The sequence below is a fragment of the Salipiger sp. ABF4_146 genome, assembly GCF_056161345.1.
This window is the reverse complement of the sequence record NZ_JBSWYX010000016.1, coordinates 87852-102349: the sequence shown is the minus strand read 5'-3', so window position 1 is coordinate 102349 and position 14498 is coordinate 87852. Positions and strand designations below refer to the sequence as shown.

10 protein-coding genes and 2 pseudogenes are annotated in these 14498 nt (G+C 65.4%); 8 read left to right on the top strand and 4 right to left on the bottom strand.

Annotated elements, in window-relative coordinates:
* Positions 1-85 precede the first annotated feature (85 nt).
* A pseudogene (locus ACXAJT_RS20615) lies at positions 86-265 on the top strand (transposase); the annotation flags it as partial.
* Positions 266-648: 383 nt separating this feature from the next.
* Here the strand turns inward: ACXAJT_RS20615 and ACXAJT_RS20610 are convergent.
* From ACXAJT_RS20610 to ACXAJT_RS20600, 3 genes are read right to left on the bottom strand one after another with little or no spacing between them, the layout of a single operon-like run.
* On the bottom strand, positions 649-2844 hold the full coding sequence (locus tag ACXAJT_RS20610) for a xanthine dehydrogenase family protein molybdopterin-binding subunit (RefSeq protein ID WP_475238368.1): 2196 nt from the start codon (positions 2842-2844) through the stop codon (positions 649-651).
* Complete coding sequence (locus ACXAJT_RS20605) at positions 2841-3863, bottom strand: FAD binding domain-containing protein (RefSeq protein ID WP_475238365.1); 1023 nt, start codon at positions 3861-3863, stop codon at positions 2841-2843. Before ACXAJT_RS20605 ends, ACXAJT_RS20610 begins: the two co-directional genes overlap by 4 nt.
* Positions 3860-4366: a 2Fe-2S iron-sulfur cluster-binding protein gene (locus ACXAJT_RS20600; protein WP_475238363.1), complete on the bottom strand. Its 507-nt coding sequence runs from the start codon at positions 4364-4366 to the stop codon at positions 3860-3862. The genes ACXAJT_RS20605 and ACXAJT_RS20600 overlap by 4 nt, the downstream gene beginning before the upstream one ends.
* Positions 4367-4837: 471 nt before the next feature.
* Here ACXAJT_RS20600 and ACXAJT_RS20595 point away from each other — a divergent pair, with 471 nt between their 5' ends.
* The 6 genes from ACXAJT_RS20595 (at position 4838) to ACXAJT_RS20570 (ending at position 12461) form a co-directional block, all read left to right on the top strand.
* Positions 4838-6292 (top strand): ATPase domain-containing protein, encoded by a 1455-nt coding sequence (locus tag ACXAJT_RS20595; RefSeq protein ID WP_475238361.1) that lies wholly within the window; start codon positions 4838-4840, stop codon positions 6290-6292.
* Between the two features lie 28 nt (positions 6293-6320).
* A complete protein-coding gene (locus ACXAJT_RS20590) occupies positions 6321-7814 on the top strand; it encodes an HWE histidine kinase domain-containing protein (RefSeq protein WP_475238359.1) in 1494 nt (497 codons plus the stop codon).
* A 311-nt stretch (positions 7815-8125) separates the two neighbouring features.
* On the top strand, positions 8126-8872 hold the full coding sequence (locus tag ACXAJT_RS20585; RefSeq protein ID WP_475238356.1) for a gluconate 2-dehydrogenase subunit 3 family protein: 747 nt from the start codon (positions 8126-8128) through the stop codon (positions 8870-8872).
* Between the two features lie 3 nt (positions 8873-8875).
* A complete protein-coding gene (locus tag ACXAJT_RS20580) occupies positions 8876-10645 on the top strand; it encodes a GMC family oxidoreductase (protein WP_475238352.1) in 1770 nt (589 codons plus the stop codon).
* A gap of 12 nt (positions 10646-10657) precedes the next feature.
* Positions 10658-11992, top strand: a complete 1335-nt coding sequence (locus ACXAJT_RS20575) for a c-type cytochrome (protein WP_475238350.1) — start codon at positions 10658-10660, stop codon at positions 11990-11992.
* Positions 11993-12251: 259 nt separating this feature from the next.
* Positions 12252-12461 carry a hypothetical protein gene (locus tag ACXAJT_RS20570; protein WP_475238348.1) on the top strand — a complete coding sequence of 70 codons (210 nt, stop codon included), beginning with the start codon at positions 12252-12254 and terminating at the stop codon, positions 12459-12461.
* 292 nt (positions 12462-12753) lie between these two features.
* Here ACXAJT_RS20570 and ACXAJT_RS20565 read toward each other — a convergent pair whose 3' ends face one another.
* On the bottom strand, positions 12754-13785 hold the full coding sequence (locus tag ACXAJT_RS20565; RefSeq protein ID WP_475238345.1) for an IS110 family RNA-guided transposase: 1032 nt from the start codon (positions 13783-13785) through the stop codon (positions 12754-12756).
* A gap of 172 nt (positions 13786-13957) precedes the next feature.
* Between ACXAJT_RS20565 and ACXAJT_RS20560 the strand changes: the two are divergent.
* Positions 13958-14310: pseudogene (locus ACXAJT_RS20560) on the top strand (transposase); the annotation flags it as partial.
* Between the last annotated feature and the right edge of the window lie 188 nt (positions 14311-14498).

Genomic DNA, 14498 nt, shown 5'->3' with positions numbered 1-14498 from the left:
CTGATTGCTTGGCCATGATCCCCTCCACCCGTTACGGACAGTGAATCACGATGATCATCAATCAGCCAGTGGTTTCCGGAGGTGTCCAGGTTACGCCCTGTCGATCAAGCACCGCAAACGGATCGAAGAGGCTTTCGGCTGGGCCAAGACCGTCGGCGGCATGGCTCAGACCGTCTATCGCGGCCTCGAAAGGGTGCGCTCCCGCTTCATCCTTACGATGGCCGCAAACAACCTCGCGCGACGGCCCCGGCTGTTGGCCGCATAATGACGAGAGACCGCGTCAGACACGCGCGCCTTCTGCGCCGAAACACCCGAAGCCAAACCTGACCAGTTCTGCCGAAAGGAAACCGTTCCACCTCGCCGACTTCTTCAGCGGCCTGTTAGGCGATGGGCGCCTGACGGATAAAGCTGCTAGCGCCGCTAGGAAGAAGCACCCGCCGCGCGAGACCGAGCTGAATTCGAACCCGGAGTGCGCACATGAGAACGCTCGCGGCCCAACGGCCCTTAAAAAGGCCAACGGCGCCGCAGTGAAAGCGTGCCGTTGCGCTGACAACAAGCTATTCGCCGCCTTGCGGCACACCCGTCGGCTTGGCCATCGCTGGATCGATGCACACGTCCCCCGCCGCACAAGCGGCGGGGGACTGTGGGTCAGGAACCCGCGGCGTCCATCGCTGCGATCACCCGGTCGGGGGTGGCGGGCATGTCGTAGACCCGCGCGCCGCAAGCGTTGCGCACCGCATTGAGCACCGCCGCTCCGGCGCCCGAGATGCCCAGTTCGCCGATGCCCTTGGTCTGGATCGGGTTCGCCATGTCATCCCGCTCTTCAAGGAACACCACCTTGAGCTCTCCGGGCACATCCGCATGCGCAGGCACGTGGTAGTTGGCGAGGTCGCGTGTTGCCAGATGGCCGGTCCGCGGATCGTGCGACAGCTCCTCGGTCAGCGCCGAGCCGAGCCCCCAGATCATCCCGCCAAGCGCTTGCGAACGCGCGGTTTTCTCGTTGAGGATGCGGCCCATGGCCATCACGCCGAGCATGCGGCGCACGCGTACCTCGCCGGTGTAGGCATGCACCGCCACCTCGGCGAAATGCGCCCCGAAGCCCGAGGAGAAGTGGCTCTCGGAGGTGCCCCCGGCCTCGACGCTGGCTTCCTCGACGAGCTCTGCGTCGACCAGTTCGGAAAGCGGCACCTCGCGGTTGCCGCCGCGGGCGATGCCGTCCTGCAGGGTGAGCTCGGACAGGCTGCACCCCATGCGGTCGGCGAGTGTCTGGCGGATCGCCTTCGCCGCGAGGAAGGTCGCCGAGCCGGCGGAGTTAGCCCCGAAGGAGCCGCCGGACCCGGACGCGCCGGGGAAGCTGGTGTCGCCAAGGCGCACCTCGACCTGCGCGATCGGAAGGCCGAGCATCTCTGCGGTGATCTGGCCGAGGGTGGCGTAGCTGCCGGTGCCAATGTCGGTCATGTCGGTCTCGACCACCGCGCCGTCGCCGGTCAGGCGCACCCGCGCAGCGGACTTGATCAGCATGTTCGACCGCGCCGCCGAAGCCATCCCCATGCCGACGTACCAATCGCCCTCTCGGCGCTCGCCCATCGGCTTGCGATCGGCCCAGCCAAACCGCTCGGCGCCGTCGCGCAGGCAATCTGCGAGGCGCGTGGCACTGAACGGCTGGTCGGTCATCGGGTTCTTGTCGGGCAGGTTTTTCAGGCGCAACTCCACCGGGCAGGTGCCCAGATCTTCGGCCAGTTCGTCCATGGCCTGCTCGAGCGCCAGCATCCCCACCGCCTCGCCCGGCGCACGGACGGAGCCGGTCGGGGTGCGGCTGATCCGGGCCAGCGTCTGGGTGAAGCTCAGACCTTCGGCACCGTAGAGGAACTGCGAGGCCTGACTCACCGGCTCGGCGAAGCCTTCATCGCGGATGTTCGACACGCGGTCGTCATGCGAGAGCGCGCGCAGCCGGCCGTCCTTGTCCGCGCCGAGGCGCAGGCGCTGGCTGGTTTCGGTCCGGCGCAGCACGCTGTCAAAGACGTTCTGCCGGGTCATCACCACGCGCACCGGACGCCCCAGCTCGCGCGCGGCCAGGGCCGCCGCCACCGCCTCGGGGCCAATCCCCAGCTTGGAGCCGAAGCCGCCACCGATGTAGGGCGAGAGAATGCGCACCTGCTCGGCGTCGATCCCCAGCGAGTCCGCCAGTTCCTTCTTGTTGAAGCGCAGCATCTGCAGCGCGCCGCGGAGGGTGAGCGCATCGCCGTCCCATTCCGCCACCGCCGCGTGCGGCTCCATCGCCGCCGCCGCGTGGGGCGCGGTGGTATAGGTGCGATCCAGCGTGACCTTGGAGGCCGCGAAGGCCGCCTCGAAATCGCCCGCCGTTTCCGGATCGCCCTGCTCGTGCGTCTCGCTGCGGGCCGGATCGGTGATCACACCGTCCTCGGCCTCGTAGTTCACCGTCAGCCGCTGCGCCGCGTCGCGCGCGGCCTCAAAGCTCTCGGCCACCACCAGCGCGATTGGCTGGCCATGATAATGCACCTCGTCGTCCGGCTGCACCGGCGCGGCCCCCGCCATGCCCTGCGCGGGATTGCGGATCATCTTCGGGCCGTGGAACACGCCAAGCACGCCCGGCATGCCCGACACCGAAGACTCGTCGATCGAGGTGATACGCCCCTGCGAGATGGTCGCGCGCACCAGCACCCCGTGCGCCGCGTGTGGGGGCAGCCCGTCAGCGGCGTAGGCGGCGCGGCCCGACACCTTCTTGGGGCCCTCGGGCCTGTCGAGCGGGGCGCCGACGATCCCCTGCCCTGTTTCGTCCAAAAGGCGCGGCTGCGCCTCGTCCATGCGGAATGTCTTGGTCATGCCGGGATCCTCGCGGTCTCGACGCCGGGCGCGGACGCGGCAAGGCCGGTGGCCTCGCGCAGCGCGGCGATCAGGGTGCGCCGCAGCAGCGGCTTCTTGAACTCGGTTTCAGGATGGCAACGCGCCTGCTGCAGCAGCCTGTCCGCGGCCTGTCCGAAGGCCTCATCGGATGGGACCACGCCAACAAGCGCCTCTTCGACCTGCGGGTCACTCCAAGGCCGCGGCGCCACGCCGCCGAAGGCGCAGGACACCGAAGCGATGCGGTCGCCTTCCATAGCGACGGCCGCTGCGACAGAGACCAGCGCGAACGCATAGGACGCGCGATCCCGTACCTTCTTGTAGACCTGCCGGGTGTCGACCATCGGCGCGGGCAGACAGACGGCGGTGATGATCTCGTCAGGCGCCAGCACGGTTTCGAGGTCCGGGCGGTCACCAGGCAGGTTGTAAAGCTCGCTCAATGGGATGCGGCGCGCCGCGCCCTGCGGCGTGCGGATCTCGACCTCGGCGCGCAACGCAGTCAGCGCCACCGCCATGTCCGAGGGATGCGCCGCAAGGCAATGCTCGGAGGTGCCGAAGATCGCCAGCATCCGTCCCACGCCCTCTTTCGCCGCGCAGCCCTCGCCCGGGTTGCGCTTGTTGCAGGGCATGGCCGTGTCGTAGAAATACGGGCAGCGCGTGCGCTGGAGAAGATTGCCGCCGGTGGTGGCCTTGTTGCGGATCTGCGCCGAAGCCCCGGCGAGGATGGCGCGCGACAGCAGCGGCCAGCCGTTGCGGACGCGGGGGTCCGCCGCCAGTTCGGAATTGGTGATCAGCGCGCCGATGCGCAGGCTGTCACCGTCTTCGGAAACGTCCTTGAGGCCGTCGATCCGCGTGATGTCCACCAGCCGCGATGGCGTCATCACCTGTATTTTCATCAGGTCGAGCAGGTTGGTGCCGCCAGCGATGATGCTCGCGTCCTCGCCGAGTTCGCCCGCAGCGCCGGACAGCGTTTCGGCCCGCGTGTAATCGAAGTCCCTCATGATTTCACCTCGGCGGCCATGGCGATGGCTTCTCGGATCAGCGGATAGGCGGAGCAGCGGCATAGGTTGCCGCTCATGCGCTCGGCGATCTCGGTGTCGTCGAGCGGCATCTCGCCCTCCAGCGAGGCCGAGGCGTAGGACGGGTCGTCGGCGCGCAGCTCTTCGAGCATCGCGGTGGCCGACACGATCTGGCCGGGCGTGCAAAAGCCGCACTGGTAGCCGTCCTTGGCCACGAAGGCTTTTTGCAGAGCGCTCAGAGCCTCCGGGCTGCCGAGCCCTTCGATGGTGGTCACCTCATCGTCTTCGTGCATGGCGGCGAGGCACAGGCAGGAATTGACCCGCTGGCCGTTGACCAAAACCGTGCAGGCGCCGCACTGACCGTGGTCGCAGCCCTTCTTCGTGCCGGTCAGGTCGAGCTGGTCTCTCAGGGTGTCGAGCAGGGTGGCGCGCGTGTCGTGCTCGACCTCGCGGGGCTCACCGTTCACTGTGAATCGTGTGCGCATGTGGCTCTCTTTTTGAAGGTGGCTTTGGACCGCCCGACGGGCGGCGACCCTGAAACCAGAACCACTCGCGCGCCGATAGAGTTCCGGAAATTCCGGGCACCAAGCGTGTCGATGTCTTCGGCGAGAGCAGAGAGAACAGGCTTTACGGACGTCCAATGTGCCAGAAGACAAAGCGCGCATTGGTCTTTTGCACGTCCGACGTCCGCGCCTCTGGGTTCAGTGACCGGGTACGCTCCGCCACCATGCTATCATTGTGATCAGCCCAAGACCTTCAGACCGCCGGGCCTGTTCACCCGGCGCACCGCGGCTCGAAACTGGCCTCTCCGCGACCGGCCCGAAGCGGCCCAAAGCGGCCCGGGCGCGCTCCAAAGGGGAGATGCCTTTGACTATCAAGCGATCTCTTCTAGCATCCAGTCCAACTGCGCACGACCGCAGGCAAATTTTCAGCACGTGGATATTGGGGGATAATGCATGCCAGAGGGAATTTTCGGAGACGCTGTCGCGACGGGCATCTCTGGTTTGGACCGTGTGCTGCATGGAGGATATCCGCAAGACCGGATCATGCTCATCGAGGGTGCCCCCGGAACCGGCAAGACGACCCTGGCACTGCAGTTCCTTGTCGAAGGCGCCAAGCAGGGAAAGCGCGGGGTGTTCTTCAGCATCGCGCAGTCCCGACCCGAACTGGATATGATTGCCCGGTCGCATGGCTTCGATCTCGATGGCATATCCGTCTTCACCCCTGAACTGGGCGCATCGAGCGACGAGCGGGTGTTCTCGGTGGACAACAACCAAGCCGATCTGGTGAGGCTCATGGATCAGGTCGCGGCGGCGCTGGAAGAAACAAAGCCCGATCTGTTCGTCTTCGACTCGCTGCTGGAACTGCGGTTGCTGTCGGATGCGCCGACGCACTACCGTCGGGAACTGCTCTCTCTGCGGCGCAAGCTGCGCGAGGTCGAAGCCACCTCTTTGCTGGTCGATCACCTAGAACCTGCTGGCGGCGAACGGAACGCCGAGGGCATCGTGCACGGCGTGATCAAGCTTGAGACGGTGACCCCCGCGATCGGCGTGCCGCAGCAGCGCTTGTCCGTCACCAAGTTGCGCGGCGCGCGCTACACGCAGGGGTACCATGACTTCAAGATCGCGACGGGCGGGCTGATCGTCTATCCGCGGGTCATTCCGCAGGAGGCCAAGCCTGTGCGGCTCGAGGATTGGCTCGTTCCTCACCACGAAGCGCTGGCGAGCCTGCTCGGCGGCGGCATCGAATTCGGCTCGGCGCTCTTGATTGCCGGGCAGTCGGGCACCGGTAAGTCCACCATGGCGACGGTCCTGAGCGCGGACGCGGCAAACCGCGGGCTCACGGCGGCGCTGTTCCTGTTCGAGGAACGTCCCGAGGTGCTGCGCGGCCGCTCTGCCGGCGTCGGGCTGGACATTGAAGATCAGGAAGCGGACCGCCGGATCCTTCTCAATCACTTTGACCCCGCCGAACTGTCACCGGGCGAATTTTCCAATGCGGTGCTGGAATCGGTCGACAACGGTGCGCGTGTGGTGGTGATCGACAGCATCACCGGGTATCTTGAGGCGTTGCCGGACCAGAAGCACGCTATCACGCATTTGCACACGCTCATTCAGCACCTGACACGACGACAGGTGCTGGTCATCGTGACGCTTTCGCAGCACGGCCTGCTTGGCGAGCCGCCAAGAACCGAATTCGACAGCAGCTTCATTGCGGACTCGGTGATCCTGCTGCGGCAATACGAAAGCGGCGCTGACATCCGCAGATCCATCGCGGTGGTCAAGAAACGGCACGGCGACCACAAGCGCAACATCGAGGAATTGGTCATTCGACCCGGCGCGGTCGAGGTTCGCAATATTTCCGAGGAAACCGAGGCGCGGGCCAAGTCGGCGGGTCACCTTGGCGGATCGTGAGTTCCAAGCCGCTCGGCAAGGGCACCCCGTGCTTGTCCTCGCCCCGCTGGGCAACGACGCAAATGCACTCGCCGCATGCGTTGAATCGGGCGGACTGCAAGCGCGCTGCCTCTCCGGCGCGGGGGACCTCGCGGAGCATCTCGGCCCGCCTGACGCGCCGGAGGCCCTCTTCGTGGTGCTCAGCCATGAGGCGGCGGACAAGGAGGCCGGCGGCATCCTTGCCGATGTGATGAAAGCCGAGCCGGAGTGGTCGCGCCTGCCTATTCTGATCCTTGTGAGCAGCGCGGACCGGCGGCCGCCCGCATGTGCCGTGCTCGACCGGGAAATCGAGTCTGCCTCCTACGTGCTTTTGGAACGACCGGCCCCGCCCGCGGTGCTCGTCAGGCTCTTCGGAACGCTCGCGGCGACCCGCAAGCGCCAATTCCGAACCCGTGACCTGCTCCGGCGCTTGGAAGAGGAAGAGAAACGCACCACCTTCCTGCTCAGCGAGTTGCGGCATCGTGTCCGCAACAGCCTCGCGGTGCTGCAATCGCTGTTCAAGATGACCGCGCGCAAGGCGCAGACCGTCGAGGAACTTACCGAGGCTTTCGGGGAACGTCTGCGCAATCTTTCCGACGCGCACATCCGACTTGCAAGCGAGGGGAGCGGCGAGAACGCGCTCGGCGCACTGGTGGAGGATCACGTCGCCCCCTACGCGCCGGGTCGGGACCGGCTCACAATGCAGGGTCCCGCCGTCAAACTTACAGAATCCGTGGCATTCGACCTTGCGCTCGTCATCCATGAACTGGCGACCAATGCGGCGAAATACGGCGCGCTCAGCGTTCCCGAAGGACAGGTGGAGGTCAGTTGGTCGCTGGATGACCAGAGTGGCGCGCTCGACCTCCTGTGGCGCGAAAGCGGCGGCCCGCCCGTGCAGGCTCCAACACGCAGGGGCCACGGAACGACGCTGATTTCGGGTTTCTTCGCAAGCGAGGAGAACATCCCGGAACTGACATACGCCGCGGGCGGCGTTGCATGGCGGGCCAAGCTGCCGAGAAATTGCTTTGCGCTCAAGGGCGGCGGCGTTGCGTTTTCTCAGCGAGAAGAAAGGAGGCCGCGATACCCGTACCCGCCACCCTTGCACAGCAGCCGAACACACCGCCACCAGACCTGCCGCCGAACGAAGCGCCTCCCGCGCCGGATCCCGACATACCGGGCGAGCCGCCCAGCGAGGTTCCGACTGAGCCCGATCTGCCGCCCGGGATTCCGCCTGAGCCCGAGCCCGAGCTTCCGCCCGAACCGCCGCAGGAAGATCCGAGCCCGGAGATCCGCCCCGAGTTTGCATCGGACGTCCGGCCGGTTTGAAAGGAGGCCGGCCATGTCCGAATTCGAAACCCGGCTCGTCGAACTTGAGGCGAGCGTCATTGCCCACCGGCGGCTGCTGGGCCCACCGGCGGCTGCTGGCGAAGCTGGTCGACCTGCTCGGACCTGCCGAGCGGGAAATCGTGTTGCAGTGGATCGACGACAGCCAGAGCCTGCATGACGGCCGAGAGGACCCTGCCGCCGTCCCGTCCGACGTCGCAGCCTTGCCACTGAGCATCGCCAAGGAATTTCAGGAAATCCGGGCCCTTACGAAGAGCGAACAGGGCGATAGCGCCTACTCAACAGCCATCGGTCACATACCGATGGCTGGCGCGACAGGTTCACAACCTAGAATATATTCGACAGAACAAATTACCACTCTAGCGTTTTAGACACTGGAAGACGGCATCCCGTGCGGAGCCTCCTCTTGCGCCCCGGTTGTACCGCGCCGCGCGTAGAAGAGCCCGCCTAACCTTTGGGAGACCCATTTTGATGTCTGAGCATTTGAAGACCACCCGCCGCGGATTTCTCGGAGGCACCGCCGCGGCGTCGGCGCTTGCTGTAGCCGCGCGAAAATCGGCCGCGCAAGAGGCGCCTGCCCTCGCCGCCTACAGCCCAGAATATTTGAGCGCGGCGGAATGGGCGTTCGTGATGGCAGCCACATCGCGCATCATTCCCTCTGACGGTGACGGCCCCGGAGCGTTGGAAACCCGTGTTCCGGTGTTCATCGACCTGCAACTCGCCGGCGATTTCGGCAAGGCCACGGACCTCTACATGGAAGGCCCCTTCAAGCCCGACGCCCCCGATACGCTCGGACCGCAGAGCCCGCTGACCCCCGCCGAGATCTACCGCGGGGCCATCGAGGCCATCGACACCGCCTGCACCAACAGATTTGGCAGCGTGTTTGCCGACCTCGACGAAGCGCAACAGGACGAGGTCCTCACGGCGCTGGAGGAAGGCAACCGCAACAGCGGGTCGCGCCCAGAGGTCGCGGAATCCACCGGCGGCGGCGGCAGCGCCGATTTCGGCCTGACGCCCGAGTTGAAGGAGTTCTTCTCGCTGCTCGTGCAGAACACCAAGGAAGGCTATTTCGCCGATCCCATGTACGGCGGCAACGCCGGCATGGCGGCCTGGAGCTACATCGGCTTCCCCGGCGCTCGGGGCAGCTACGCAGAATGGGTCGGACGCGAGGAAGATTACCCGCTCGGCCCGGTCTCGATTTCCGGCGAAAGGGCGTGATCCATGGCTAGAACTGACGCGAAACGTGAGGTGGTCATCGTCGGCCTCGGCTGGACCGGCGCAATCGCCGGGATCGAACTGGCCAAGGAAGGTCTCGACATCCTCGCGCTGGAACGGGGGCCGGACCGCTCGACGGTGCCCGATTTCAAGTATCCCGAGGTGATCGACGAACTGCGCTTCGGCATCCGCTACGGCTTCATGCAGAGGCCGAAAGCATCGACCCTCACCATCCGCCGCAGCCTCGACGAAGAGGCCATGCCCTACCGGCGGCTCGGCTCGTTCCTGCCGGGTGACGGGGTCGGCGGGGCCGGTATTCACTGGAACGGCCAGACCTGGCGTCCGCAGGCGCAAGAGTACCGTCTGCGCTCTTATGTCGAGGAAACCTTCGGCGCCGACATCATCCCCGAGGACATGACGATCCAAGACTGGGGCGTCACCGCCGAGGAACTGGAGCCCTTCTACGACCGCTTCGAGAACATGGCCGGGATCTCCGGGCAGGCTGGGCACGTGAACGGCGAGACCATCGAAGGCGGCAATCCGTTTGAACCGTCGCGGGCGCGCGACTACCCGCTGCCGCCGCTCAAGCAGCAACCCGACAGTCTGCACTTCGCCGACGTGGCGCGGCAGATGGGGTATCACCCCTTTCCGCGCCCCGCCGCCAATGCCTCGGCGCCGCATGTAAACGAGTATGGCATGCAGTTGGGGCCCTGCAATTACTGCGGATTTTGCGCGCGGTATGGCTGCCTGAACTACTCGAAGTCCTCGCCGCAGACCTGCATCCTCGATGCCCTCAAGCGCTACGAAAACTTCAACTACCGGGTGAATTCCGAGGTGCTGCGGGTCAATCTCGCCGAGGACGGGCAGACCGCCACCGGCGTCACCTACTGGGACGCCGAGGCCGAAGAGGAGGTCACCCAGCCCGCCGACATCGTCATTCTCGCCGCCTACGCGATCCACAACGTCCACCTGATGCTTCTGTCGGGAATCGGCGAGCCCTACGATCCGCGCACCGGCACCGGCACCACCGGCAAGAACTACTCCTATCAGATGAACGGCGGCACCACGATGTTCTTCGCGGACCGCCAGTTCAATCCGTTCGTCTCCGCCGGGTCGTCGGGCATGTCGATCAATGATTTCGGCATGGAGCAGATCGACTACGCCGCGGAAGGCTTCATCGGCGGCAGCTACATGACCTGCGGCCATTCCAACGGCCAGCCGATCCGGGGCATCGCGGTGCCCGAGGGCACGCCAAGCTGGGGCGCGGGCTGGAAGCAAGCGGTGGGCGAGCACTACGGTCACTCGACGTCGCTGGGATCGCACGGCTCGAACATGGCGTACCGCGACTGCTATCTCGATCTCGACCCAACCTACACCGACCCGCACGGGCGGCCTTTGCTGCGCATGACCTTCAACTGGAAGGACAACGACATCCGAATGACGCAGTTCATGCGCCAGCGGATCGAGGAGATCGTACGGGCGATGGAGCCGGACAGCTGGCAGTCGAGCTACAAGGACGACGGCGCGATCTACGACGTGCGGCCCTACCAAACGACGCATAACGTCGGTGGGGCGATCATGGGTGAGACCCCGCAGACCTCGTCGATCAATCGTTTTCAGCAGACCTGGGGCCAGCACAACGTCTTTGTGCTGGGGGCCTCTGCCTTCCCGCAGAACATCCAGTACAACCCCACCGGCGCGGTAGGAGCGCTGGCGTATTGGACCGCCGACGCCATCGTCAACGATTACCTGCCCAACCCGCGGCCGCTGGCCTGAGGAGATGCCATCATGAAAACTCTGATCCGCATCGTAGGCACTCTCGTGATCGTGGGCGTCGTCGGACTGCTCGCCTTCATCTTCTGGCCGGTCTCGCGCAGCGAGCCGCAGGCCATGGCAGCCGGAGACGATCCGGAGGCAAGCGGAGAGTACGCCATGCGCCTCGCCGATTGCGCGGCCTGCCACACCGCCGAGGATGGAGAGCCCTTCGCGGGGGGGCGGGCGATCGAAAGCCCTGTCGGCACCATCCATTCGCCCAATATCACGCCCGACCCGGACACCGGCATCGGTGACTGGACTCTGGCGGAATTCCGCAGCGCGCTGGTCGATGGGCTCGACAACGACGGGCGTCACCTCTACCCGGCGATGCCTTACGCCAATTATCGTGGGTTCACCGAAGCCGATATCGTAAAGCTCTACACCTATTTCACCGAAGAGCTGGAGCCGGTGCGGTCAGAGGTGGCGGCCAACGATCTGCCTTTCCCCTTTGACCAGCGTTGGGGTCTGCGCGCATGGAAATGGGTCGCTCTGCCAGAGATCGGCTTTGCGGCAGGCGCGTCGTCGGACGAGCCGCTGCAACGCGGCGCCTACCTCGTAGAAGGGCCGGGCCACTGCGGGGCGTGTCATAGCCCGCGCAACGCGGTCTTCGCGCAGGCTGGCTTTACCGCCGAGGACCCCGAGTTCCTGTCGGGCGGCGTCATCGCGGGCTGGAGCGCGCCGGCACTGCGCGGCGACGGCAGCGCGATTGCCGGCTGGAGTGCGGATCAGATCGCGGGCATCCTGTCGACCGGGCGCAACGCCCACGCCGCGATCAACGGCGAAATGTCCCTCGTGGTGAAAGACAGCACGCAATATCTCACCGGCGACGACCTCGACGCCATGGCGCAGTACCTTGTGGAGCTCAACGGCGGTGCGCCCGCCTCCGACACCGCCGAGGCTCGGATCGGCCTCGGCGAGCGGCTCGCCGACGCGCCGGCGACGCAGACCGAGGCGATGCTGGCCTCCGCCGATCCGGGCATGCCCGAAGGCGCGCGGCTCTATCTCGACAACTGCGGGGCCTGCCACTTCGTCGATGGCAAGGGGGCGGACGGTGTCTTTCCGGAACTTGACGGCAGTTCGCTGGTGCAAGCCGGAGAAACAACCGGGCTGATTTCGATGATCCTGCATGGTGGCCAGCTGCCGTCGACCGCCGCGCGCCCCTACGCGCTGCGCATGCCCGGCTTTGCCGATCGGCTCTCCGATGCAGAGGTGGCGACGCTCGCCTCTTTCCTGCGCGGCGCCTGGAGCAACGAGGCGTCCATGGACATCAGTTCCGACGAGGTGGCCGACCTGCGGCCAGACGATTGAGGCGCGCCCGCGCCCCGATGGTCATGGACCACCCTCCGCTCGCAGGCGGGGGGTCACTTGCTGCCACGAGGGCCCCGGTGGCAGGCAGCGACGGGTATGAATACTTCAAAACTCTGACGCATGGCGCTTTCACAGATAAGAGCCTGCCAAAGAAAATGCTTTCAATTCGGGCATGAACGCGCCGTTGCCCGGCGCGCCCGCAACTGTCGTCGAGAGGTGTGCGTTGTTCTAAAGACACTGCAAAGTCAGGAGGCACATCATGACCGATGCTGAATGGGAACTGTTCGAGACGCAGGGGGCCCGCGAGGTGTGGCAAAAACAAGTGCGCGGCCCTGACGGCGAGAGCCAGTTTCACTATCGCGGTGAGGAGTACACCGAGCTCGATGGTGAGCGTACCAAAGTCGAGGAAACCCGCGACTTCCATACCCAGTCAGACGCGCTTGCTTGGTTAACCGGCGAAGCAGGTTAACATCGGGACGAGGCGCATTGGCCAAGAAGCACGGCGCGGAACGGTGACGTCCCGAGAGGTTCTCTAATCGCCTTGGTCAAGTGCTGATCTCATCAGGCCCTTCTGCGTGCCGGGCTCTTGGGTTCTCTCCGCGATCACCGCGATGGGCGCCGCATGTTTGCGTTCAGGGTCGGGCAGATCGAAGTGGTGTGCGCGGTCAATGCCGCTGTCCTGGGAGCGATCTTGCCCTCGCCGCGCGTCCCGGCTGGACGCATTCGGGTGTGGCGAAGTCAGCGTTGTGGTTCTGGCATGTTCAGATGACGGCATCCTCCCGGAAGGCTGTGCCGGTGCGCCACATGGCGTGCAGCGTGACAGCCAGTTTCCTGGCCAACGCGACCTTTGCTTTCCGCGGTCCGGTGCGTTCTGCGATTGCCTTGGCCCAATCGCGAAGGCGGCCGCCACCCAGCTTCCGGCGGTAGATCGCGTTTGCCGCCTCGAAGAGGCATTTCCTGGTGAAGGCATCGCCGCGCTTCGAGACGCGGCCGTTCCGGCTGATCTCGCCTGACTCGTAGCGGCGCGGCGTCAGGCCAAGGTAGGCCCCGGCACTCGAAGAGCGACGGAACCGTCCGGCATCGTCGAAGGCCGCGACGACTGCCATCGCAGTAATCGGTCCGACGCCCGGTGTGGTCATCAGCAAGCGGACCGTCTGATGGCGTCTGGCAATCATGCGGATCCGGCGATCGAGATCGGCGATCCTGACCAGGATGTCGCGCCGGGCCTGCATCAGGGCCTCGAACACGGGCACGAGTTCGGGCGATACCGCAAGATCCCGTGCGATGATCTCCTCGGCACGGCGCTTGAAGCCGCCCACCCGCTTGCCAAACATCACGCCAAAGGTCTTCAACAGCCCCCGAACTTCATTCTCCAGCCGGACGCGCATGCTGACCAGCGTATCCCGCGCAGTCAGCAAGGCGCGTGTCACATAGGCGGCGTGGCTCTTGATCTGCACGGCCCGGAACCAGCCGGTCCGGACGATTTGCGCCAAGCCCCGGGCATCCAGCCGGTCCGTCTTGTTTGGCATCATCTTCAGCACACCATTGGCGTGGCGGGCATCGAGGCAAAGGACTGGCACCCCGCGCTCGGTCAGTGCATTCCAGAGCCAGACGGCCAACGGACCCGTCTCCATGCCTACCCTTTCCATGTCGTCCGGTTGCCCTGCGAGCCACGCCGAGATCGCGTCTGGACAGGTCCGCACCTTGGCCTCTGCTAGGACTGTTCCCGCGCCATCGACCACGCAGATCGCCGTCAGGTCTTGTGAGACATCAAGTGCCGCAAATACGTTCATCGTCGCCTCCATGTTCGCTACTCAGCGACACGCTGAGCTGCGGTCATCCTGCACCACGGTATGGAGCGGGTGGGACATGGCGATTACGCTAAGTGGTGTAGCTGTCGGTGGCCATCGGGTTTTTCGGTAGCGTCGGGGTGCTGACACCAACCTGAACCGAGGGATAGACCCGATGACCAAACCGATGATGGACCTTCGCGCGCTTGTCGAGATGAGCGGCGATGCGGACCTGCTGCGCGAGATGATCGGCTTTGCCGCCGAGCGGCTGATGGAACTGGAGGTCGGCGCCAAGACCGGTGCCCACTACGGCGAAAAGAGCACCGAGCGGCTGGCGCACCGCAATGGCTACCGCGACAGGGATTGGCGGACCCGTGCGGCAGTGTCGAGTTACGCATCCCGCGCCTGCGGACCGGCTCTTACTTTCGCTCGTTCCTCGAGATCCGGCGCTCGCTGGAAAAGGCGCTGACGGCCGTACTCCAAGAGGCTTATGTCCATGGCGTTGCGACGCGGTCGATGGATGACCTGTAGGCCACGCGCTGCCCGACCGGCGATTGCGAGGCGATCTGCCTAGGAGGTCCTTGATGAAGACGTCTCCGACGCCTTTTCTGTCGTCTTCGACAAGACTGTCAGGCGACTGGAGAAGGCGAAGGTCGCTCGGTCGGGAGGAGAGAAACAGACCGAACTGGAGCCATTGGCCCTTCGCCCTCGGCGCT